Annotated in this window: 25 protein-coding genes; 13 read left to right on the forward strand and 12 right to left on the reverse strand. The window is 34.4% G+C overall.

Annotated features, from left to right (window positions below; translation table 11 throughout):
• Positions 1 to 104 precede the first annotated feature (104 nt).
• The 4 genes from JM172_RS21455 to JM172_RS21470 all read right to left on the reverse strand — a co-directional run bounded on the left by JM172_RS21455 (position 105) and on the right by JM172_RS21470 (position 2,288).
• Positions 105 to 728 carry a nitroreductase family protein gene (locus tag JM172_RS21455; protein WP_214484410.1) on the reverse strand — a complete coding sequence of 208 codons (624 nt, stop codon included), beginning with the start codon at positions 726 to 728 and terminating at the stop codon, positions 105 to 107.
• Between the two features lie 144 nt (positions 729 to 872).
• Entirely contained in the window at positions 873 to 1,358 is a 486-nt protein-coding gene (locus JM172_RS21460) for a Crp/Fnr family transcriptional regulator (RefSeq protein ID WP_214484411.1), read from the reverse strand.
• Between the two features lie 72 nt (positions 1,359 to 1,430).
• Positions 1,431 to 1,856 carry an RrF2 family transcriptional regulator gene (locus JM172_RS21465; protein ID WP_214484412.1) on the reverse strand — a complete coding sequence of 142 codons (426 nt, stop codon included), beginning with the start codon at positions 1,854 to 1,856 and terminating at the stop codon, positions 1,431 to 1,433.
• 66 nt (positions 1,857 to 1,922) lie between these two features.
• Positions 1,923 to 2,288 (reverse strand): IDEAL domain-containing protein, encoded by a 366-nt coding sequence (locus tag JM172_RS21470; RefSeq protein ID WP_214484413.1) that lies wholly within the window; start codon positions 2,286 to 2,288, stop codon positions 1,923 to 1,925.
• Positions 2,289 to 2,656: 368 nt separating this feature from the next.
• Here JM172_RS21470 and JM172_RS21475 point away from each other — a divergent pair, with 368 nt between their 5' ends.
• From JM172_RS21475 to JM172_RS21490, 4 genes are all read left to right on the forward strand, one after another.
• Complete coding sequence (locus JM172_RS21475) at positions 2,657 to 3,895, forward strand: aminopeptidase (RefSeq protein WP_214484414.1); 1,239 nt, start codon at positions 2,657 to 2,659, stop codon at positions 3,893 to 3,895.
• Between the two features lie 15 nt (positions 3,896 to 3,910).
• Positions 3,911 to 4,366 carry a DUF4275 family protein gene (locus JM172_RS21480; RefSeq protein ID WP_214484415.1) on the forward strand — a complete coding sequence of 152 codons (456 nt, stop codon included), beginning with the start codon at positions 3,911 to 3,913 and terminating at the stop codon, positions 4,364 to 4,366.
• 153 nt (positions 4,367 to 4,519) lie between these two features.
• Positions 4,520 to 4,927, forward strand: a complete 408-nt coding sequence (locus JM172_RS21485) for a GNAT family N-acetyltransferase (RefSeq protein ID WP_214484416.1) — start codon at positions 4,520 to 4,522, stop codon at positions 4,925 to 4,927.
• 227 nt (positions 4,928 to 5,154) lie between these two features.
• Positions 5,155 to 5,604: a GNAT family N-acetyltransferase gene (locus JM172_RS21490; protein WP_214484417.1), complete on the forward strand. Its 450-nt coding sequence runs from the start codon at positions 5,155 to 5,157 to the stop codon at positions 5,602 to 5,604.
• 155 nt (positions 5,605 to 5,759) lie between these two features.
• On the opposite strand, the gene JM172_RS21495 is transcribed toward JM172_RS21490, so the two are convergent.
• Genes JM172_RS21495 through JM172_RS21505 form a run of 3 tightly spaced genes read right to left on the reverse strand, consistent with a single transcriptional unit; the run spans position 5,760 to position 7,350 of the window.
• Complete coding sequence (locus tag JM172_RS21495; protein WP_214484418.1) at positions 5,760 to 6,191, reverse strand: DMT family transporter; 432 nt, start codon at positions 6,189 to 6,191, stop codon at positions 5,760 to 5,762.
• 15 nt (positions 6,192 to 6,206) lie between these two features.
• Positions 6,207 to 6,905: a Crp/Fnr family transcriptional regulator gene (locus tag JM172_RS21500; protein WP_214484419.1), complete on the reverse strand. Its 699-nt coding sequence runs from the start codon at positions 6,903 to 6,905 to the stop codon at positions 6,207 to 6,209.
• Between the two features lie 19 nt (positions 6,906 to 6,924).
• Entirely contained in the window at positions 6,925 to 7,350 is a 426-nt protein-coding gene (locus tag JM172_RS21505; RefSeq protein ID WP_214484420.1) for a DMT family transporter, read from the reverse strand.
• Between the two features lie 343 nt (positions 7,351 to 7,693).
• On the opposite strand from JM172_RS21505, the gene JM172_RS21510 reads away from it, so the two are divergent.
• From JM172_RS21510 to JM172_RS21530, 5 genes are all read left to right on the forward strand, one after another.
• Complete coding sequence (locus JM172_RS21510) at positions 7,694 to 8,269, forward strand: DUF2087 domain-containing protein (RefSeq protein WP_214484421.1); 576 nt, start codon at positions 7,694 to 7,696, stop codon at positions 8,267 to 8,269.
• A gap of 499 nt (positions 8,270 to 8,768) precedes the next feature.
• Positions 8,769 to 9,344, forward strand: coding sequence for a hypothetical protein (locus tag JM172_RS21515; protein ID WP_214484422.1), 576 nt, complete (start codon positions 8,769 to 8,771; stop codon positions 9,342 to 9,344).
• Positions 9,345 to 10,015: 671 nt separating this feature from the next.
• Positions 10,016 to 10,993 carry a tripartite tricarboxylate transporter substrate binding protein gene (locus JM172_RS21520; RefSeq protein WP_214484443.1) on the forward strand — a complete coding sequence of 326 codons (978 nt, stop codon included), beginning with the start codon at positions 10,016 to 10,018 and terminating at the stop codon, positions 10,991 to 10,993.
• 201 nt (positions 10,994 to 11,194) lie between these two features.
• Complete coding sequence (locus JM172_RS21525; RefSeq protein ID WP_250886823.1) at positions 11,195 to 11,641, forward strand: tripartite tricarboxylate transporter TctB family protein; 447 nt, start codon at positions 11,195 to 11,197, stop codon at positions 11,639 to 11,641.
• An 18-nt stretch (positions 11,642 to 11,659) separates the two neighbouring features.
• Positions 11,660 to 13,165 (forward strand): tripartite tricarboxylate transporter permease, encoded by a 1,506-nt coding sequence (locus JM172_RS21530; protein ID WP_214484424.1) that lies wholly within the window; start codon positions 11,660 to 11,662, stop codon positions 13,163 to 13,165.
• A gap of 18 nt (positions 13,166 to 13,183) precedes the next feature.
• Here the strand turns inward: JM172_RS21530 and JM172_RS21535 are convergent, their stop codons facing one another.
• Together JM172_RS21535 and JM172_RS21540 are read right to left on the reverse strand one after the other, a co-directional pair.
• The gene (locus tag JM172_RS21535) at positions 13,184 to 13,861 is read right to left on the reverse strand and encodes a response regulator (protein ID WP_214484425.1); all 678 of its coding nucleotides are present in this window, start codon (positions 13,859 to 13,861) and stop codon (positions 13,184 to 13,186) included.
• Positions 13,854 to 15,470 (reverse strand): ATP-binding protein, encoded by a 1,617-nt coding sequence (locus tag JM172_RS21540; protein ID WP_214484426.1) that lies wholly within the window; start codon positions 15,468 to 15,470, stop codon positions 13,854 to 13,856. Before JM172_RS21540 ends, JM172_RS21535 begins: the two co-directional genes overlap by 8 nt.
• 140 nt (positions 15,471 to 15,610) lie before the next feature.
• Between JM172_RS21540 and JM172_RS21545 the strand changes: the two genes are divergently transcribed.
• Positions 15,611 to 16,093 carry a tetratricopeptide repeat protein gene (locus tag JM172_RS21545; RefSeq protein ID WP_214484427.1) on the forward strand — a complete coding sequence of 161 codons (483 nt, stop codon included), beginning with the start codon at positions 15,611 to 15,613 and terminating at the stop codon, positions 16,091 to 16,093.
• Between the two features lie 455 nt (positions 16,094 to 16,548).
• Here JM172_RS21545 and JM172_RS21550 read toward each other — a convergent pair whose 3' ends face one another.
• The 3 genes from JM172_RS21550 to JM172_RS21560 form a co-directional block, all read right to left on the reverse strand.
• Positions 16,549 to 17,538 carry a DUF4129 domain-containing protein gene (locus tag JM172_RS21550; protein ID WP_214484428.1) on the reverse strand — a complete coding sequence of 330 codons (990 nt, stop codon included), beginning with the start codon at positions 17,536 to 17,538 and terminating at the stop codon, positions 16,549 to 16,551.
• A gap of 169 nt (positions 17,539 to 17,707) precedes the next feature.
• On the reverse strand, positions 17,708 to 18,712 hold the full coding sequence (locus tag JM172_RS21555; RefSeq protein WP_214484429.1) for a DUF58 domain-containing protein: 1,005 nt from the start codon (positions 18,710 to 18,712) through the stop codon (positions 17,708 to 17,710).
• Between the two features lie 212 nt (positions 18,713 to 18,924).
• Complete coding sequence (locus JM172_RS21560; protein WP_214484444.1) at positions 18,925 to 19,857, reverse strand: AAA family ATPase; 933 nt, start codon at positions 19,855 to 19,857, stop codon at positions 18,925 to 18,927.
• 660 nt (positions 19,858 to 20,517) lie between these two features.
• On the opposite strand from JM172_RS21560, the gene JM172_RS21565 reads away from it, so the two are divergent.
• The 3 genes from JM172_RS21565 to JM172_RS21575 are packed head-to-tail and all read left to right on the forward strand — an operon-like array spanning position 20,518 to position 23,681.
• The gene (locus tag JM172_RS21565) at positions 20,518 to 21,609 is read left to right on the forward strand and encodes a D-alanine--D-alanine ligase (protein WP_214484430.1); all 1,092 of its coding nucleotides are present in this window, start codon (positions 20,518 to 20,520) and stop codon (positions 21,607 to 21,609) included.
• A gap of 18 nt (positions 21,610 to 21,627) precedes the next feature.
• A complete protein-coding gene (locus tag JM172_RS21570; protein WP_214484431.1) occupies positions 21,628 to 23,001 on the forward strand; it encodes a UDP-N-acetylmuramoyl-tripeptide--D-alanyl-D-alanine ligase in 1,374 nt (457 codons plus the stop codon).
• Complete coding sequence (locus JM172_RS21575; RefSeq protein ID WP_214484432.1) at positions 22,995 to 23,681, forward strand: alpha/beta hydrolase; 687 nt, start codon at positions 22,995 to 22,997, stop codon at positions 23,679 to 23,681. Before JM172_RS21570 ends, JM172_RS21575 begins: the two co-directional genes overlap by 7 nt.
• Positions 23,682 to 23,802: the final 121 nt, after the last annotated feature.

Raw genomic sequence — 23,802 nt, forward strand, 5'->3', positions numbered from 1 at the left:
GTAAAGAGGCAGTTGAAAGTTCATTTGATTGAATTTCAACTGCCTTTATTAAATATTGGACTTTTTCAGTGCCCTCGGTTATCCAGGCGTTGTTTTTAAGTTAATTAAAGAATAACATCTTTTAAAGGGAAGCGAGGTGTCGGATGAGCTGGTGCAGCTGCTTTACCTATAGAAATAAGCATCACAGGAATGTAGCGCTCAGGAACATTAAATTCTTCAACAAATTTTACTGAATCGTAACCACCCATTGGAACAGTGTCATATCCAAGTGACTTAGCAGCTAACATTAATTGCATCGCAGCTAATGATCCATTACGAATTGCTTCATCACGTGCTGCGTTCGGAATGCTAGCATATGCACCGTTAATTTGAGCGATTAATGTATTTTTAGCTTCTTCAGGCATAAAGCCTTTTTTAACTGCTTCGCCATAGACGATTTCTGCATTTTCATTCGCTTGTAAATCACCTAAAATTGCAACCGTTACACTGCTGTCAACAACTTGTTCTTGATTATAAGCGATTGGAAGTAGGCGTTGTTTATCTTCTTCTTTGTCAATAACGATAAATTTCCAATGTTGTAAGTTCCATGAAGATGGTGCTGTTACTGTTAAGTTAAGAATTTCTTCTAGGTCTTCCTTAGGCATTACATGTCCCTTTTCATATTTACGTACTGATGTGCGTGCTTTCATCACTTCTGATGCAGACATATCTTTTTTTGTAGTTGTCATGAGTTAAATTCTCCTAACCTATATTTAATGTAATTTTTTTTGTTACAATTAACTGTCAAAATAGTTTAATCATTGGTGACAATTAATATTATACTGTAATTCTAGATGTTACAGTTAGAAAAGTCAATAAAAACTATTTAATATTTATAAACATTCTTCGTAACGCATATCCACTTGTTTTTTCGATCTGTATGATTGTATTGATGTTTTCAATTTTTGTAACAAATTTGTAGGCTGTGAAATTTGTTTGTCTAAATATTGATTAGACAACTCTTCAACAATATTTAAAGCAAGCTTAGGATTATTTCCCATTAATTGAGCATAATTATAAGCATCAATTTGAAAGTATTCAGCATTAGACAAAGCTTTGGCACTTATATGCTTTGAAGAAAAAATTGATCGGTCACCAAAAAATTCGCCTTCATGAACTATTTTCTCAGTACCTTTTTCAGCATCTGTTAAAAGGATCCTTCCTTTTACTAAAACTAACACAGAATTGATAGGTGCTTGAGGACTATATATTACCGTTCCATGTTCGACATGATGGTTTTGTCCGTATGCTTGTAATTTATTTTGATCTTGAAAAATTTGTTCATTATTAGTTGTATAAGACACAACGTTCATATTCATATGATTCCTCCTTAACTGTAATTGTTTCTGTTACATTTAGACCAAATCCTTGGTCGAAACCAAGTCATTTGCTTATATATTTTGTGCATCTTTTTCTTTAATTTGAACTAATATATCAGCAATTGTAAATTGCCCTAAGAAATTACCTAAATGCTCTTCAGCGTCTTGGAAGATGGAAAAAAGCACATGCTTCATGTTTGCACCAATAATACATTGTTCATTTGCTTGGGAGCATTTTGGCTGCAGAGTTCCTTCAGAAGTTATAGAATAAATTTCTTTTAATGTTACTTCACTAGGTTCACAAGCAAGTATAAAGCCTCCACCTGCACCCTCTTTTGATTTAATATAGCCATTTTTTTTGAGTAAACTGAGCATCTTACGTATTCTCACTGGATGAACTGAAGCGCTCTCGGCTAAATAGTCACTAGTAGCCATTTTGCCAGGTAATAACGCAAGATATGTGAGGCTATGCACGGCAAGTGAAAATTCACTGTTCATTTTTGTTTTTCTCCCTCCCTTAACTACATGTCAAAAAGGCAATTTCACCTTATTGTATGAACAAGGTTATTGACGGTTAAGTTCTCTATCGCTTACAGCTGTTGTAGCATTCTTTACGCGAACTAGTTCTTTGTTATTGGTGCGAATAGCATTTAGTTTTTTTGTTAGCTTCATGAAAGTTTCCTCATCACGTTCAATAAGTGCGATGTCAATTAAGTTTAACAGATAACCCTCTTGTTGTAAGTCTGAGTGTTGAATAATTGAAATAGTAGTTATTGGCATTTTAATGGATTGTCCTTCAAGTTCATGATTATCACTCTGAACAATACGAACGATTCCAGTTTGTCCTTCTAAGGATTCAATAAAACCATGAAATAGTTCATCATTCCGACTTGTACCTTTCACCCAATCACCGATAAGTAAAGGCTTCATATTAATTCCCTCCTTTGTAATTAATGCTCTTTAACTTAGTTACAGTTGCTAAAGTTGCGCAGATCAAAGTAGTATTTTACGATTTCATCAGCTTTTATTTTATGTGAAGTTTTTCTTGTACGAAAACAATTTAATAATAATAATTACTGTAATTATAAATGTTACAGTAGTGTTCGTCAAGAACTTGGTTTCTATTGGAAGAAGATTAGGTTATTGTATATAATAGGTAGAACATTTTTAATACTGAAAACAGTTATATGATTGAGTTGTTCAAATTTATTGTTAAGTGGAATTTAACTATTATGCGATAATAAATAGTGGTTTCATTAAACTTATGACATGGATATATGGGGATTTTTTAGGAGGTAATGACTTTGATAAATTTTGATATGAAATTAGAAAAATACGCTGAGACTGTAGTACAAGTCGGTTTAAATGTTCAAAAGGGTCAAACTGTTTATATTAACACACCTATAGAGGCAACAGATTTCGTTCATAAAGTGGTGAAGCAAGCTTATAAAGCTGGAGCAAAGGATGTATTAGTCGAATACATAGATAGCCAACTAGATCTACTTAAATATGAACTAGCACCTGAAGAAGGGTTAAAGAGTTTTCCACAATGGAAAGTGAAGGGCTTATTAGATATGGCTGAGGATAATGTAGCGTATTTAAACGTTTATGCTCAAAACCCAGAACTTTTGAAGGATATTGATCCAAATCGTGTAGCGGTGGCAACAAAGGCTGCAAGAACAGCTATGAAAGAGTTTCAAGGTTATATAGGTGGGGGAAGAATAAGCTGGGCAATTGTATCAGTGCCTACACCTGAATGGGCGCAGATGATATTTCCGAACTTAAATAAAGAAGAAGCTGTTGAACAGCTTTGGGATCAAATTTTTGCAGTTACACGTATTAATAATGAAGAACCAGTTGAAATGTGGAAGGATCATATTAGCTCCTTAAATGAACGTGCGAATTATTTAAATAAGAAAAAATACAAAAAATTACATTACAGCGGGCCTGGTACCAATTTAACGATTGAATTACCAGATGCACATCAATGGTTATGTGCAAAATTCACAAACGACAAAGGAACAAATTTTGTTCCTAATTTACCTACGGAAGAAGTATTTACTATTCCTGTGAAAACGGGCGTGAATGGGAAGGTGTCGAGTACGAAGCCTCTTCATTATAATGGTACAATTATTAATAATTTTAGTCTGACATTCAAAGATGGGAAGGTTGTAGATTTTGCTGCAGAGGAAGGCTTTGAGGCATTGAAAGGTCTTTTAGAAACAGATGAAGGTGCTTCATACCTTGGGGAAGTAGCGTTAGTACCACATCGTTCACCAATATCTAATTCGAATCTAGTTTTCTATAACACTTTGTATGATGAAAATGCATCTTGTCACCTTGCATTAGGTAATGCATTGCCTATTTGTATTAAAAACGGAAAACAAATGAGTAAAGAAGAGTTACTACAAATCGGGTTTAACGACAGTATCACACATGTAGACTTTATGATTGGATCTGATAAACTTCATATAGACGGTGAAACTGCTGAAGGACTAGTTGAGCCGATTTTCCTTGATGGAAACTGGGTTATTTAACAGCTTGGAGGTAGTATGAGTTTAGAACAGTTTTTACATCGCAAAGTTAATGAATTGTTAATAAACCTTAAGAGTAAGCATATTGAAGTACAAGAAATACATGGTAAAGGGTCTTATTTACGTAGCAAGTGGGAGAAGACATTTGCGAATCATCTGAATGATAGTGAAAAAGTGAAGATATACCTAAACAGTATCGGAGGTTTTTTATGGCATCTTTTTAGCTTTAAGAAGGTGTCGTTTTTACAAGGAGAAGAAGCCGACCTTGTATTTAATAATGAACCTAAAGGGACATGTTATATATTTTATCAGCACATAAATTTGGTGTTACTCATAGAAAATGCTGCTCACATATGTGCGGATGATTTTAAAGATGAACAGGATGTTTATATAGTAGATGAACATTTTAGTTGGACATATGTTGTTACACATGAAAAAGGGGAATTAGGTCCGTATTTTAGTAGAAAAGAGTAACATAAAAGTAACAAAGAGGATTTTTGAATACATCATAGAATAAAGTATGTGCATGCATTTTTTAAGCAGGAGGTTTTATCGTTGTTATTATATTTTTAATACCCATCTGTTAACAAATATTTTACTAATATGACAGATAGGGAGCTGGAAATTTTGAAATATACATCGTCACTTGATGGAGTTACTCATGAAATGCTGGAAGGTTTTTTTGTAGATTGGTCGAATCCGCCTAGTCCAGAAACACATTTAAGGTTGTTGACAAATAGCTATAAAGTTATCATTGCGATAGATGAAACAAATAATCAAGTTGTTGGATTTATTACAGCTATAAGTGATGGCATTCTTTCTGCTTACATTCCTTTACTAGAAGTGTTGCCGGCATACAAAAACAAAGGGGTTGGAAAGGAATTAGTCACGAGAATGCTACAAGAGCTTAATGACATGTACATGATAGACGTGATGTGTGATGAGGACCTTCAGCCTTACTATGAAAAGTTTGGCATGATAAGGTCTAGTGGTTTGATAATAAGAAACTATAATAAGCAATCAGGTAGAGGTTAATAAATTACATATGTTAAATGGAAAGAGGTTGGATGCTTATCCAGTCTCTTTTGTAAATTAGTGCTATTCATTGATCGAAAGGATCTTCGTTTACAGTTAAGGAGATATAACAGGCTATTTGCTTCATTAAAATGATAAGCCACTTTTTATGGTCCCAATTTGGTGATAATAGAAAAAATTTTACGAAAAGAGCCTTACAATAACATGACTATCGAGGTGTGATTTTTATGGCTGATGAAGTTTGCATAAGACCAATAAAACGTGAAGAATTACAATCATTATTACATTTGTATACACATTTGAATTCAGATGATCCAGAACTATCTGCTACCGATATAGCACCTTTATGGAAACAAATTTGCTGTAACCCTCATACATACTATATCGTTGCAGATAAAAATGGTCAGCTAGTTGCATCATGTGTACTAAACATTATAATGAATTTGACGAGGAGCGCACGTCCTTATGGCTTAATAGAAAATGTGGTTACTCACAGTAATTATAGACGTAAAGGGTATGGAACGAAGGTATTGCAGGCAGCGTTGGACATTGCATGGGAACAAAACTGTTATAAAGTGATGCTCCTTACCGGCTCCAAAAAAGAAGAGACATTATCTTTTTACGAACGTGCAGGGTTTAAAAAAGGGATAAAAACTGGTTTTATCGCTACTCCTTGAAAACATCGCAAGATATCATTTTTAGCTTCATTTGTTGGAAATACAGACCTGAAATACATAATCCTCTAGTTTTCTTGCCTCAAAGCATATTTATGTAACTAGAAGGCTAAAATGAGCCTTCATGTATACAGTTGTATTTGAACTGCTTAATAAAATCATCGTTTTAGTTTAAAAAGGATGATCCCTGATAGAATAATACATATGCCGACTACTTTATTCCATGTAATCGCAATTGTATTAAACCCAAACCAACCGAAGGTATCAATGAGAAGCGCTACAGTAAACTGAGATACTAAAACAACAGATACAGCATAGGCTGGCCCAATATGTCGAATACCTTTCATAATACAAAATACTATTCCGACGCCAATTACTCCGCTAAAGAGATAGAGTTTGTTTATATTTCCCAATTGGAATAAACTAGTATCATTATTCAAATAAAAGATGGGTAATGAGGCAATGAAGCCTAATCCTAGAACGAGTGTAGTCGTTGCCCAAGAACCTACACGTTCACTAACTCTTGCATTAAATACGGTTTGAATGCTAATCAATATACCTGTAATGATTGATAATATAACGCCTTGCATATTATTCCTCCCTAGTTATTCATAAATATTTCCTTCTGCTCGTTCACGTAATAGATTAAGGTTTTTTACGTAAATTGCACCTTTTCTACGCTCTATCACACCTTCTTCATCTAGTTTTTGAATGACACGATTTAAATGTCGATAGCTCGTCCCAATTAAATCAGCTAGCTCAGTCAAGTTCGATGTTCTCATTTCTTGATGAAATAATGAACCCTCTTCATCAGATGAAATCGATAGTAAATAGCTTGCAAGCCGCACTTCGACAGAGTAAAGTATATTTAAACTAGATGTTTGGGATTCAGTAAAAAATTTATGGGTCATTATTTCAAGTAAAAATTTCACAAAAGTGACTCGGTTCTCCTCTTTATTTCTAATTTGCTCATACGATACCCCGATTAAATAGCCATCAGAAGCAGCTTCAACCGTATAAATCACTTTGTTTTTTTTAATAAATTCTATATCTCCAATGATTGCTATAGGTTTTTTGAAGCGTACTATCCTTGTCTTTCCTTCAGGAGAAATCGTATATATTTTAATTTTGCCTTTTACTAGAAAATACATATGATTTAATGTATCTCCTATTGTGCATAAAGTCTCTCCTTTAACGATACGATGTAATGTCATCTTCTTTTGGGTTTCCTGTGAAAAAACGGAATCCAACTGATGGTAATTAAGATATTGTATTAGTAAACTTGGATTATTAACCTTGTCCATCATGTATCACCAATCTTCATTAAATTTTAAAGACAATCACTCCACAAAACATTAAAGCAATTCCAAGCAATTTTGACCAAGTGATGCGCTGTTTTTGCTCTTCAAACAAACCTTTAGTCTCAATAATAAATGCTGAAAATAACTGAGCTATTAATAGTACTGCAACAGCAAAAGTAGGACCTATAAGGTTGATTGCGGTCATTTGTCCGAATACGATCATAACCCCAAATGTTCCACCTAGAAGGTAAAGGAATGGTGTCTTTTGAAATCCACCTCTTTGTCCATCTCTCACAAACAAATAAATGACGAATGAAATGATAAATCCAATCAAATGAATGAGTGAGGTCGTATGCCATGGTCCCAGATCATCACTTAACCGGGCATTAAAAGCACCTTGTAAAGTTATAAAAATTCCTGCTGCTAGAGAATATAGCAAACCTTTCATGATATCCCTTCCTCTCAAATTCGTTATAAATTAATTAAAATATAAAAGTGAAGTAAGAAGAAAGGACATATGTCCTTATTTTAGTCATTTTCTTTCAATCATAATATTGGTGAAGTGGTTATAATCATTTGATTTGTTAATAAATTACTTCTTTAAATTAGTAATCGTATCTACGTCGCGCTGTTGTCCTTTAGGAATTACAACATCGTTTCCAAAAGCGCCTAACAATTAAGATTGATGAGGTGAGAATAGCTAAAAAATTAATTCTAAATTGACATGGCTTTATAATTAGATTAATATCTAATTAGATGTATATCTAATTGAAGTGGAAGGGGGATAAATCGTGCAATTAGAAAAAATTGTTCAGTTTCATAAAGTTCTTGGTGATCCGACAAGAATTCGTATTTTAGTCTTGTTGGCACAAGGGCCGTTACATGGTCAAGCAATAGCGGGAAAGTTAGGATTAAGGCCACCGACGATTACTCATCATGTTACTAAATTAAGAGATCTAGGACTCATTAAAGAAAAAAGGGAGAAAAATACGATTTATTTTTATTTAAATAAGAAAGATCTAGAACATAAATCGCTAGCGCTAATAAATGTTATTAACCATAAGGGAGAAGTAGGTATGAGTCGTGATACAAATAATCAAGCAATACTAAACAACTTTGTAACGAGTGATGGGAAATTAAAAACGATACCTGCACAAAGAAAGAAGAAGTTAATTATCTTAGAATATATTATTAAAGGGCTAGAGCAGGGACGAAAGTACACCGAAAGAGAGATTAATGACCATATTAAACAATTTCATGATGATTATGCTACTTTACGTAGAGAGCTTATTATGGGACATTATATGTATAGGGAAAAAGGAATTTATGAATTAAATCCCCAAGAAATGTGGGCAAAAATTGATTAGATTGAATGGCTCTTTTCGTAAACTATGTTGAAATTGTTATAAAAATTGTATAGAATAACTAAATTTTATGGTGTTTCATAATAAAAAAAGTAGAAAAGATGCCCCGAAGTGTATAGGAATAAAACGTGCTTATAACATAGAGCGAAAAGCAACATTTTATGCGAAAGCAGCATTTAATTAAGGCTCTTTTTACAAATTATGTTGAAATTGTCATTAAAATTGGATAAATAACCAAATTTTATGGTGTTTCATAATAAAAAAAGTAGAAAATTGTCCCAAAGTGTATAGGAATAATACGTGCTTATAGCAAAGAATGAAAAACAGCAATCAATGTGAAGATAGCCTAGTGTAAAGAGACGTTTATTGATGATAGAGGGGGATGTTTTATTCGACACTCCTTTGGCTGTTGTAAGAGGTGAGGAAAGTGGAAGTGTCCCAGCTTTATGTGATCATTATAATGATGGTCATTGTAAGTTTCATTCTCATTGGGGGAGTAGTCTTGGAGGTTATTAGTACGCGGAAAAATTATGGCGTCGTTATGGACTCTAAGATTTTATTTCTCATGAATGTAGTTGTAACCATTCTATTTCCGTTTATTTTCCAAAAATTCGGCAATATTATGGAGAATATAAGTTTTTATCTAATTTTTGTTTTCTCCATTTTCGTCATCCTTTTTTTGAGATTTTATTATGGTGGAAGAAGTATATCAGTTTATGAGATTACACAGCAAGAGGTAAAAGCTATCATTAAAGAAGTGTTAGATCATTTGCAAATCGTATATGAAGAGAAGGAAGATGATGTGAATGATAAGTACATATTTGACTTAGTCAATGACCGAGCGAAGGTAGTGATGAGTTGGCACCCTCTAAGAGGTCATAAAAGGACGACGATAAATATATCTATTAAGCGGTGGTGGAGAATATCTCGTCATGAAGAGGTATTGCAAGACATGCTTCTAAAATTAAAGGCAAACAGACAAAAAAAGTGGTATTGGGAAAAGCATACTCTCATCTTTATCGTATTGTTAATCTATATTGTTTTTATAATTAATATTATTGCTAAAATCAACTCATGAAATTAAATTTGGCTACCAACCAATGTATTTATATGAACCGATACGGTTTTTGGATCAAGAATCGTATAGATGACTAGCGCAAAGAGCTTTATCAAATTTAGCAATTCAAACACCCCTCATACATAAATTTTAACTAGTATATGAATGTAAGGTTTATTTTGCTTGTGTATAAACAACATCTCAATGAAAATCATATGGAATATATGACGTATGAAATAAAGGAATTTAAGATCTAGCTCTATAGTAAATCGGGATAAAAGCATGAATGGGGTTAGGAGCAAGGCTATAATACAAAAATGCTTTTATAATATTGGAATATACATAAAATCAGAAGTAAACTGAATGAATTATGGTGAATAAGTATGAAATAATCCACATAAGTAAGCTAAAAAAATCTAGATCTAAAAATAGGGTTGCGTCTAAGTCGAATATTCGACTTAGACGCAACCCTTATTTATTCCTCATTAGTTTATTTTAATTGTACTTTAGCACCTTTATTAAAATTATTATTACATGATATACCATGAACTTTATGAACAATATTGCCTAAATAAAGCAAAAAGTTGTTATTTTTATAATATTCACAAAATAATACTCTTGCTTTTATAATTGAAAGCGTTATCAAACATAGGATAAGGGGGGATTTTGTGGTGAAAAGATTGTGGGCTTTGATGTTCTGTACATTTATATTACTGTTGGGTGCTTGTAGTAGTAATGCAAATAATGATGCGTCTACAGGTGAATGGCAACCAACTAAACCGATTGAAGTTATTGCTCCAGGTGGTGCTGGTGGTGGATGGGATACTACTGCACGTACTGTTTCAAAAGTTCTAGAACAAGAAGGGTTAGTAAGTGAACGTATGGCAGTTGTGAATAAACCTGGTGGTGGAGGTGCAGTGGGGTGGGCGTATGTAAACAAGAAAAAGGATGATAATCATACAATTTTCGTTACGTCACCACCTATTTTGTTTGTCCCATTAAATGGTCAATCAGATGTAGGTCATAATGATTTTACTCCCATTGCTGGGGTGATTGCTGATTTTGCAGCTTTTATTGTTCACGCAGATTCACCTTTTAATAATATGAATGACCTAGTGAAAGCCTTAAAGGCAGATCCCCAATCAATTTCTGTTGTTGGTGATTCTGCTCCAGGAAGCATGGATCATTTGCAGTTTGTAAAAGCTGTAAAGGCTGCTGGTGTTGATATAAAGCAATTAAAATATGTATCTGCACAGGATGGTAGTGGAATGAGCATGTTGCTTGGTAATAAGGTTGATGTGTATTCTACTGGATTGGCTGAAGCAACTGAACAAGCGAAAGCAGGAAAGGTCAAAGTATTGGCGATAACGGCCCCAGAGCGTCTTGAAGGGGAGATTGTTTCGGAATTCCCTACATTAAAAGATCAAGGAATAGATGATGAGTTTGTAGTTTGGCGTGGCTTTATGGGAACACCTGATATGGACCCTATAGCAACAAAATATTATGAAACAGCTATTAAAAATATGATGGAGACTGAGGCTTGGAAGGAGCAAAGAGATAATTTTGGCTGGAAAGATAATTTTATGAGCGGTAAAGAATTTAAAGTATTTCTAGATAAAGAATATGAAACGATGGAAAAGCTTATGAAAGAAATTGGTCTTGCTAATTAGTAGTTGCAAGGGATTGTTTTAAAAGGTCAGAATCTTAAATGTTAAAGAAAAAAATGTTGATATATCAACTTTCATTAACGTGGAGAGGGGTGTCTCTAAGCCGAAAAAATTCGACTTATCGGACAGCCCCTTTAATATAAATTATTTAAACATTCGGTTGCTCATTTCTTATAAAAGTAGGTGTTTTATGTGTTCAAGACAATGGATCGTAAACTTTCATTGATATGTATTGCAATTGCTACTTGCTATTTGTTTTTAAGCTACCGGCTTCCAGAATATCCGTACGCTATTATGGATGCTGATGTCATTCCAAAAGGACTAGGGTTTTTGCTTGTCATTCTTGCTTTCTTGCTTTTTCTTCAAAATAAGCAAGAGACGGAACAAGAGCGGGAAAAGAGGAATGTTGATCCAAAGGAAATTCGCATGCTACTTGTTGTTCTTATCATCATAATTATTTATATTTTTTTACTCGAGATAATTGGATTTGTTATTAATACGTTTTTATTTTTGCTAGTACTCATACGGTTATTAGGATATAAAAAATGGTTAAGTAATACGCTTGTCTCAATCATTTTACCTATAGTCATTTATTTTGCATTTAATTACCTGCTCAAAATTTACTTACCTCAAGGAATCTTACCATTCTAGTGAGAGGAGATAATGTTTATGGAAGGTTTAGATAGCTTATTATATGGATTTGATGTAGCACTCTCATGGACGAATATACTATATGCATTTGTTGGTGTATTAGCAGGGACGATTATTGGTATGTTACCAGGATTAGGTCCTATTAGCGCCATTGCAATAATGATTCCTCTTAGTTATGGTATGGAAGCTGCATCTGCCTTAATATTGATGGCTGGCGTGTATTATGGAGCTGTATTTGGTGGCTCAACATCATCAATATTATTAAATGCCCCTGGCGTATCTGGAACAGTCGCAACATCTTTTGATGGTTACCCACTCGCAAAGCAAGGAAAAGCAGGAAAAGCCTTAGCAATTGCTGCAATTTCTTCTTTTTCAGGGGGGACGATGGGCGTTATTGCTTTAATGTTAATTGCTCCATTAATGGCACGTGTAGCAATTACTTTCGGACCAACTGAATATTTTGCATTAATGTTATTAGGATTGACAGCCATCTCAAGTTTATCAGAAGGATCAACAATTAAGGCATTAATTTCCGCAACAGTAGGTATGATGGTGGCTACGGTCGGCATGGAGCAACAAACCGGAACACAGCGCTTTACTTTTGATAGTATAAATCTAATAGAAGGGATCGACTTTCTTATTATAGCTTTAGGATTATTTGCTCTATCTGAAGTTTGTTCTTTAATTTTGTCACGACATCAAAAATCAAATGAAAAAACGAGTGTCGGAAAATTAACGATAACAAAACAAGAGGCAAAAGAAATCTCGGGGCCAATTGCGAGACATTCTATACTTGGCTTTTTACTCGGAGTATTACCTGGCGCGGGGGCTACAATTGCTTCGTTCATGTCTTATATTACTGAGAAACGGATAGCGAAGAATCCCTCTTCCTTTGGCAAAGGGAACTTGAAAGGGATAGCTGCTCCTGAAACTTCTAACAATGCAGCAACGAGTGGTGCATTCGTTCCATTGCTAACGTTAGGAATCCCTGGGTCAGGTACAACAGCTGTTTTACTTGGGGCACTTATGGTAGTTGGTGTCCAGCCTGGTCCACTAATGCTACAAGATCATCCCGATGTCTTTTGGGGAGTTATAGCTAGTATGTATATTGGTAATATCTTTTTATTAGTATTAAATTTACCGTTAATTCCTTTTATCGCGAAAATTTTGTACATCCCAAAACAGATGCTAATCTCTTTGATCATTGTATTTTGTTTAATTGGTGTTTATGGGGTGAGTTTTAATACATTCGACTTATATTTACTAATTGCATTTGGTGTTCTTGGTTATATGATGCGTCTCTACTCTTTTCCAGCACCGCCGTTTATTTTAGCTTTTATATTAGGAGGGATGATGGAACAATATTTCAGTCAAGCATTAACAATTTCTAACGGACATTATAGTACTTTTATAGAAAGCCCGATAACAATCATTTTATTAAGTTTATCTTTGCTTTCGCTATGTATTCCATTTATTCAAAGTCGGGTGAAAAATAATTATAATGGCATAAATAAGGGTGTGTAAATATAGTTGTGTTTAATACTAAATAGTAAAATATCTACGTTCAGGCCTTCCAACAGTTCCATAGGTAAGGTCAGCCCTAACTTTATCAACAGAAACTAAATATTCTAAATATCGGCGGGCTGTCGTACGACTGACGCCGATATCTTGTCCTAATTCTTCGGCAGTTATTCCTTTATCATATGAGCCCACTTCATCCAACACTTTGGTTAGTGTTAAAGGATCTATTCCTTTCGGTGTTAATTGTTGTTGATCATCTTTTCTAATTGAACGAAATAAATCATCTACATCTTGCTGTTCAAACATAATAGTATTTTCGATTTGTTGCTTATAAACTTTATATTTTTCTAATGTATCTTTAAATCTTGGGAAAATAATTGGTTTAATAATATAATCAATTGCTCCGCCTCTTATAGCATCCTGAACCTTTGCTGCTTCTTTTGCGGCCGTTATCATGATTACATCTGTATTTCGGTAATGTCTTCTAATATACCATAGCAAGTCCATTCCATCTTCTCCAGGAAAATAAACATCTAGCAAAACAAGATCTGGATGTAATATTTCTAATAATTCATAAGCTTCTTCCGAATTTGTTGCGATACCGCATACAATAAAATTTGAAATCTTTTCAGTAAAGCGTCGATTGATCTCTGCTATACGCGTATCATCCTCCACAATAAGTACCTTGATTTCACTCATGTTTTGTCTCTCCTTTGGCTTTTGGAACAACCACTGTAAAGTTTGCCCCACCTAAGTTGCTTTTTGACAAAGTTATATACCCTTGTAAATTGTCCACGGCTTTTTCTACTAAGTGTAAGCCATAACCTCTGTTTGAATTCTTTTTTGTACTAAAGCCTTTAGTGAAAATTTTCTCCTCCATATTTTTTGGTATGCCATTTCCTGAGTCTTCAACTTCAAAAATGATATCGTGTCCAATATCTGTCATAAATAATTGTACGACTCTGTCTTTTGGAGGTAATTCAAGAACTGCTTCGAAGGAATTTTCAAGTAGGTTACCTAAAATGGTAACTAATTTTTCTTTCTGAATGGTAGTAGGGATATCTTTTAAACTACTATCATTATGAACTACAAAATTTACTTTCAACTCATGCGCCCGATTATACTTTCCTAGAATTAAAGCTGATATAAGAGTATTAGGAACCGCTTTCATTAAAAAGTGAACTAAATTTTGGTACCCTGACGTCTCCGACTGTATTAAATCAAGTGCTTCTTGATGTGATTCCAACTGAATTAATCCTGCTATTGTATAAAGTTTGTTTGAATACTCATGAGTTTGTGCACGAAGTATTTCCGTATACTGTTGAACTTGAGAGAGCTCATTCGATAATTGGTCAATTTCGGTTTTTTTTCTGAAGCTTGCGACAACTCCGCTTATATGATTGTTAGTGAAAATAGGTATTCTATTAACAATCGTATCATAATTTCCAATTTGTAATTCATCATTATAGTGACTTTCACTTGTTTCAAGTACTTCCAGCATTTTTGTATGTGGTAAAATTTGTTGAATTTGTTTTCCTACTATTAGTTCAGATGGAGATAAAGCTAAAATTTGATACGCCTTTTGATTGGCTAATGTGATTTTCCCTTCATGATTAATTGCTATAATACCTTCATGTATTGATTCGAGGATGGCATTCTTTTCTATAAATAACTGTGCGATCTCTCTTGGCTCTAAACCAAAAATTTGGTTTTTGAAATTTGTAGCGATAGAAACTGCACCTAAAATACCAATTGCTAGCACGATAATAATTAAAATGATCACTTTTGTTTTATACTCTTGGATAATGACTTGTACGTCTTCAGTTAAAAAACCTACAGACACAATTCCTATAACAGAGCCATCTTCATCAACTATGGGGACTTTACCTCGGATGGAAGGACCTAATGTCCCTACTGCTTGAGAAACATAAGATTCTCCAAGTAGTAACGCGCGATCATTATCACCACCTACCATATGTTTCCCAATTCGATCTTGAATTGGATGGGAGTAACGAATACCATCCTGATTTCCTACTACTATGAATTCAGCACCAGTTTGTACTCTAATCTTTTCTACAAGTGGTTGAATGATAATAGAAGGATTCTCAAGCTCAAAAGCATCAGAAATTTTCTGGATAGATGAAACTGTTTTAGAGACAGCCAATGCTCGTTTCCCAATTTGGCTTTCTATACTTTCTGACAACATCGAATTAAATAAGGTTCCGGCAATGATTAGAATAAACATTAATAATAAAACAATTAATAAAGCCATTTTTGTTTGAAGTTGAAGTGACTTTATCGATTTCATCCCATATGTCTCCTTTATAGACATTCTCTAAACCTATTATAACGTTTTCTAAAGTTATTATAATAATAAATTAAGATAGTAAAACATTTTACTTTTGCTAAAATATAGATATTGAATATAGTTCTTGGGAGGATCAAATTATGTCTACATTACAAAAAGCAATTAAGCTGAGGGAAGAAGGTCATTTAGAGTCTTCAAAGGAGTTAATGCTAAAGCTTGTTGATGAAGAGCCTAACAATCCAACAGTGCTATATCAATGCGCTTGGTCACATGATGTACTTGGACTTGAAGTTGAAGCGGTCCCTTATTATGTGAAAGCACTAGGAACTGGTTTAGCTGGCGAAGACAAAAGGGGAGCATTGTTAGGGTTAGGGAGCACATATAGAACGATAGGTGAATACCAGCTAGCAAAAGAAACGTTAGAAAATGGATTGAAAGAATTCCCACATGCAAATGAATTTTATCCTTTTTATGCTATGGCTTTACACAATTTGGGACATCACAAAGAATCAATGGAAGTATTATTGTGTAACCTGGCTGAATTAACGAATGATGAGGGTATTAAGCAATATCAAAAGGCTATTATCTTTTATGCAGATAAACTAGATAAAGTATGGACCTGATCATTTAATTAAACGTTTGTTTAAATGTGCCCTATTCGATTGCTGTCGTACTTATATAGGAACATCAAGGTGAGGTTATATACGACAAAGATATTAACTTTGTTGCTTATTCGACAAAGATAAAAATGCTCTGTTAATTAACTTTGTTGTTTGAATTTAAGTAACTGATGTGTAGCTATGGTCTTTATAGAAGTGAAGAGAAGGTGGCCCGATCGTTAGTTATATTCGTGTTTAGATCTTATTAAAAAAGCAACAATTAAGGCGAAAACAGCCAAGTACAAAGAAAAGTTATCACAAAAGTTTGCTATTATTATTATTGCTAAAATTAAGATAGGAAACAGCCTCTAATTATAGCTTACTATTAATTGTTGTATGTAGTTTATTATATAGAAGGTTAGTAAAAATGAACAAAAGCCAGTACCGTTGTTGAACTAAAGGTACTGGCTTTTCATAAATTAAGAAGAATGACTTTTAATCTCTTTTATCGTCTGTGTAAATTGTTGTTTTTCTTTCTTGGAGACATCTACTTCTCCGTATCGTGCTTTTTTATAAATCGCTTCAAATTCTGCTACGTGAATATGATTGATGTCTAGACGGTGTAGCCATTCATGGACAGTTTCATTGACTTTTCGACCTCTTCCTTTTTTAGCCATATGATGTTCAAGACGGTCAAACCTTTTCCGAATCATTCGATTTCCATGAGATGAATACATTCCTCTACCATACATAATGGTTGTATGACTAACGTCGTTATTAATGGCTAGCGGTTGTACTTTATGAGAAGGGTCATTTGTAGCATGAGCTTTTCTTTTGAATAAAAGATAAATAACTAACCCTACAATAATAACAATCAAAACATAAATAAAAGTGTTATTTCCAGTAGCGTCTTGATTAATACTATTTTGCACTAGCTGGACTAATGTTTCTTCCTCTTTACCTTCGGTCTCGAATAGTTCTGGAATTGTCAACGGAGGTAATGGTAATTTCGAAACGATCCATGATATTGCAATAAAAGCTCCGGTAGCAACATATGCAATGACAAGCGTCACTACTTTATAAATCATCGGAATAATAATTTTACCAACAAAAACGATCGTAATTACGATTAATAGAGAAAGTAATCCCCATAACCGGTTCGCCGTCTGACCTCCTGACAGTTCATTATTTTCCCGCCTAACGATTGGGAAGAATAATACCTGTACTACTAATAAATACAACATTTCGGGTTTGTTTAATACTAATACAATAGGGATGACTAACATCGAAACGATCATATGCTTCTCAAAACTTTCCCATTTTCTTAATTTAAGATGAATTAGAAGCCTCCAAACAGAAACGATAGAGATTGCAGCTGCTTCAATTACTGGGATATTAAGAAATAAGGCAACAACAAATAGAAATGGGATGTATAATAAGGCGCCTTGATTAAAGGCTTTTCCCTCCATTTTATATATGATCATTGCAGTTGGGATTGCACCCACGACATATAGTAAAAAAAATAAACTTACTGGTACAATCTCATTAGTGAATATAGATAATAAGACTATACAGAAATACACGATCAAACTTTCGTAAAGATAATTTATAAAAGGGACGTAATTCGCTTTAAACCAGTTAAGCAAGTGCATCACTCCTTAACTTGAATGGCTGTAAATATCCATATTCTTCATTGTTTTCCACATTAAATAGTGACATACCACCGCGTGACCAGGATGCAAGGTAGTTTGCAATGGTTGATCCATAATCACCGAAATATAGCACGATTGCATCTTCATCAATTCTCCTGTCTAGAGAGTGGAAAAAATGGTTAATATGCTTGATGTAGTTACCTTCATTTATTCTTGCAAGCATTTCGAGTGCAATGGATAGGTGTTTCCCCCCAGTTCCTGGCTCCAAATGAAAGATTGAATCATTACTGTTTGTAACTACATTTGCGTATATTTCAAAAGGGATATTTTGTTTGTAGGCATATTGACATATAAATGCAACATAGCTTATGTAGTCCTCCATCTCTTCTGACAAATCAAATGACATTTGACGATCTTTTAAAACATTTAATATGATCGTCCATTTATGGTAAACTGTTTTGTCATATTCCTTAGTCATTAGCTGACCGTTCTTTGCGGACAAATTCCAATGTATACGTGAAAATGGATCATTGGCAGCATACTCTCTTGCACCTCTAATACGTGATATGTCCTCAAATAAAGAATGTGGGTAAATTTGTTCTCCAGCCCTCATTTTACTAAATGTTTGTATGTTTGCTAACGGTTTTGGTTCTGGATAAACGAGTATTTCTTGTCCGATCCCCCAAGTATTATAGTGTGATACCGTTCCTATATGGAATGGGTCATATATTTGTAAATTAATCTCTCTTATACGTGTGACCCCTCTTTTATTGGCAACGATGTTTACAGGATATGATTTGGATGACTTGTATTGATATGTAAGAGGTAGTTTATAAGGTGACCTCTTAGCCATAACATTATCGTACAATTTAGGGATATTTGTACATTTTATTGTATTATTGCATGTAAACGTTACGTTTCCTTGAAGTAATGGTAGGATACCTTTATGATGCAACTTCAAATACAATGTAGCTTCATCGTTTGGAAACATTCTTATGGTCGTCTTCTCATCTTCAATGCGAATGTACTTCCCTATATTATGCAAATATAAATAGATGAAAAAATATAATGAGCACAATACGAAAATACAAAAAAATAAAATATTTGATTTAATAAAGATGAATTCGATAAATAGCAATAAAGAAACCAACCAAATAGATCGAGAAAATATGGTAGGTATGTGTACAGTTTTATACCAATTCATTATAGTGTGGCTCCTGATTCAACCGGTACTTCAACTGAATCTATAATATGCTGTATGATTTCATGAGATTGTGTTTTTAACATACCTTCTGTTGAAAGAACAAGCCGATGACTCAATATGTATGGTGCGAGCTCTTTAACATCTTCAGGGATACAATAATCTCGCTCTTTGAGAAAAGCTCTTGCTTGAATGGCTCTCATGAAAGCTAATGTACCCCGTGGGCTTACGCCTGTTTCAATGAGATCAGATTGTCGTGTTGCATGGATAATAGCGAGAAGATATGTTTCAATATCTTCAGATATTTTGATTTGTTTTATCTCATCTTGGTAGTTTAATAGTAGTGTTGAATCAACAATACTTTGTATATGTTTAAGTGGATCTTCATTGCGATAGCGTTTAATCATTTCTTTCTCTTCATCAAATGAAGGATAGCCGACAGGAATAACCATGAAAAATCGGTCAAGTTGAGCATCTGGCAATGGGAAAGTTCCATGTGATTCAACAGGGTTTTGGGTGGCGAATACAATGAATGGCTCTGGTAATTTGTATGTACTACCATCAATTGTTACTTGTCGCTCTTCCATTGCCTCAAGTAAGCTGGATTGTGTACGAGGTGTTGCTCGATTAATTTCGTCAGCTAATAAAATATTTGTATTTACTGGACCTAAGCGTAATTGAAAATCCTGTTCTTTAGGATTGAAAAATTGAATACCAGTAACATCGCTTGGAAGTACATCAGGGGTGAATTGTATTCGTTGAAAAGACCCATTAATGAGTGAAGCAAACGTTTTAGCTAGTTTTGTTTTTCCTGTACCAGGAACATCCTCCAGAAGTACATGACCCTTGCTTAGGATGGATACTAACAAAAGCTCGGTCACTTTTTCTTTGCCAATCAACACTTCATTAACCGAATTTTGGAAATTATTTAAAATTGAAGACATAGTTATCACCTTTCTTTGTAAGATTCGTAGTTATTTAATGTATTAGATGGAATTATTAGGATGACTATCATTATATAATAAATTTTTTATATATGAAATAAGAACTACAGACAACTTACCATTAGCTGTTGTAGGTTCGCTTTCAGGTTGTGATACAAGCATCATATCACATATAAGTGTATTAACCGAAACGTAAAGTTAGGTGCAACATGATATAATAGAAATCAAGTATAATTCTAAAATGGCTGTTTTCGCATTGACCTACTAAGATATAAAAACGTAAACATCTATCTTCTGTCGTGCCTTTATTACTATAAGATTGTGGGACTTAAATGTCATTTTTAGTAAAAATAGCAACGGAGTTTACGAAAAGAGCATTTTAAATAGATTTATTTCAACTGTATAAGTTTATAATTGTCGAGCTTAAGGTGTCTTGAGGCCATAAGTCAATCTTTCAATAATGTATCAAGTATCTTTTTCGCCAGCTTATTTTAAGCTTGTCACCTATAAATCGTCGCTTTACACATTTGGAATCCCAGTTTTAGGCGCTCATCGCCTCAAGTTCCTTAGTCCATCATGTGAAATGGTTGCAACTCTTGTAGGGGGTTAACAAGGTGCCTATGTATTACTTAAATTATGGAGGTTTGTTATATGAAAATAAAATTAGGATTGCTGTACGGAGGGAAATCAGCTGAACATCAAGTTTCATTGCAAACAGCACTTGCTGTTATTAAGGCATTGAATAAAGATAAATTTGAAATCCATCCCATTTTTATAACGAGTAATGGGGAGTGGGTCCGTGGTAAGCAAATTACAGATTCAATAGATAATGTAAGTTCTTTAACATTAGTCTCGGAAGAAAATTCAATTGTCCCTAATACTTTTGCTAATGAGCTTTTCAAATCTTCACAAAGTGCTGATGGCAATCAGGATTCACTTGATGTCATTTTCCCATTACTCCATGGGACAAATGGAGAAGATGGTACTGTGCAAGGGCTATTGGAATTATTGAACCTTCCTTATGTTGGGAACGGAGTATTAGCATCAGCAACGGGAATGGATAAAGTGATTATGAAACAATTGTTTGCCCAAGCGGGGCTAAAACAAGTGAATTACGTAGGCTTCACTCGTAACGAGTGGCATAAGTTAAAGGAAGAAGCATACGAACAAGTAGAGGAGCAGTTGGGTTATCCATGCTTTGTAAAACCTGCGAACCTAGGATCAAGTGTAGGAATTAGTAAATGTAATGGCCGTGATAGCTTGAAGAAGGCTTTCGATGAGGCTTTCACTTATGATCGTAAAATAATTATTGAAGCTGCAGTAGTTGGTCGTGAAATTGAAGTAGGTGTACTTGGTAATGATGAACCGGAGGTTTCGGTTGCGGGAGAAATTGTCCCTAAAGACGATTTTTACGATTATAAGGCAAAATACGAAGACGGAGATACTGCGTTAATCATCCCAGCTGATATAACAACATCAGAGTATGAAAAGATTCATGAAATGGCCATAAAAGCATTTAAGGCAATTGATGGCACAGGTCTAGTCAGAGCTGATTTCTTCTTAACAGAAGATAGTGAAGTTTATATTAATGAAGTGAATACAATGCCAGGTTTTACACCAGTTAGTATGTTTCCATTATTATGGCAACATTCTGGTGTCACATACCCTCAATTAATCGAAAAGCTTGTGCAATTAGCAATAGAACGACATGAAGAGAAACAACAAATTAAATATACATTTTAAGTAAAGGATGATCGATAAATGATTAGACGAACATTACAAGAAATTGTTGAGATGGTTTTAGGAGAAGCAGTGCAATTTCAACATAATGGGCAGTTTATCGAGGGTGTATCTATTAATTCACGAGAAATTCAACATGGGAACTTGTTTATCCCGATCATTGGGGAACGCTTTAATGGACATGATTTTGTTAACGATGCGTTTGAACAAGGAGCCGTAGCTTCTCTATGGCAAAAGGGGCAACCGAATATGCCTAAGGGAAGACCGTTAATTGTTGTTGATGACACGCTTATGGCATTACAAAAGCTTGCTGCACAATATCGACAGCAGCTAAATGTTAAGGTTATAGGTATTACAGGTAGCAATGGAAAAACAACAACCAAAGACTTAATTTCAGAAGTGCTTTCTACTAATTATAAAGTACTGAAAACAGAAGGTAATTTTAACAATCATTATGGGTTGCCTTTGACGCTATTACGTTTGGAAGAAGATACCGATATTGCGGTTCTTGAAATGGGAATGAGTGGTCGTGGCGAAATACAATTATTATCTGAGATTGCTCGCCCTAATGCAGCTGTAATTACAAACATCGGAGAATCCCATTTGCAAGATTTAGGATCACGGGAAGCCATTTGTGAAGCGAAGCTAGAAATAATAGCAGGGTTACAACCTGGTGCTCCCCTTGTGTACAATGGTGATGAGCCGCTGCTATTAGAACGGGTGTCTAATTTGGATGGAGAGTTAATTTCATTTGGTAAAAATGAACGAAATAATTTTAAGGTAACTTCTATTTCACAACAAAGTGACCAAACTCTTTTTTCAATTAATCAATCTCATAGCATTTCATATATTCTTCCTGTATTAGGGGAGCATAACGTCTATAATGCACTTGCAGCTATTGCAACTGCACGATATTTTCATGTTTCTTGGGATAAAATAAAAGAAGGTCTAGAGAAAGTTAAACTTACGAATATGAGAATGGAACGTATAGTAGCACCTTCGGGTTTAACGATAATTAATGATGCCTACAATGCTAGTCCTACTTCCATGAAGGCTGCAATTCACCTGCTAAATGAACTACCAAACTTTTCGCGTAAGTTTGTTGTTTTTGGAGATATGCTAGAGCTAGGGGAAAACGAAATTGAGTTTCATCGTTCCATAGGAAAAATGTTATTACCAGCTAAGGTTGATTACGTATTTACTTTGGGCAGATTAGGAGCAGAAATCGCCCATGAAGCACAAAAAGTATTCCCAGCAGAGAGAACAAGAATTTATAGTGATAAAAAAGAACTTATTAGAGAAGTAAAGGAAATTATACAAGCTAATGATGTAATGTTGGTCAAGGCATCGCGTGGGATGGAGCTTGAAGAAGTTGTTGAAGCATTGAAATGGTAGGTTGTTTATGCATTCATGGATTTACAGGTGGTCCTTACGAAGTTCAACCATTAGTCGACTATTTAACTCAAGAGACTAATTGGGAAATTGTCACACCTGTACTACCTGGTCATGGTGAGCAACTCTCGTTGACCGGTGTGAGTTACACTCCGTGGATTGATTGCGTGGAAGAAGAGCTGAAGAAATTGTTAGACAAATTCGACATCGTATATTTAATTGGGTTTTCAATGGGCGGTGTAATTGCTAGTTACTTAGCAGCGAAGTACTCAATAAGAAAACTTGTCTTATTGAGTGCAGCCGTATATTATACGAATCCAAAGCAACTTATTAGTGATGTACATGATTTATTTAAGCTTGGATTGCAAGGAAAAATACACGAAAATGAATTATATGAGAGGTATAAGAAGAAAATAATTGCAACTCCTCTTAGTGCAATAATTCAGTTTCAGCAGCTCGTTCGAATGGTTAGACCAGCTTTAGAGAAAATCTCTGTACCTACATTAACTGTGCAAGGGAAATGTGATGGGATTGTTCCAATGAAAAGTGCAGAGCATATACATCAAACAATCAGTTCTGCCAGGAAGAAACTTATTTATATAGAATCAGCCAAGCATCATGTCTGCTACTGTGAGGAGCGTAGGGAGCTTTTTGCTGAGGTATATACCTTTTTAAAGGAATAGGAGCTTATTTTCTTATTTAGAAATTATTAGAAAAATTGGAACAACTATTTAGTGATAACATTAATTTAATTTCATTAGAAAATTGCAAATGAATATTATTAGTGATATGATGTTGGTTTGG

The sequence above is a fragment of the Bacillus sp. SM2101 genome, from assembly GCF_018588585.1.
GTDB classification, from domain to species: Bacteria; Bacillota; Bacilli; order Bacillales; family SM2101; genus Nanhaiella; species Nanhaiella sioensis.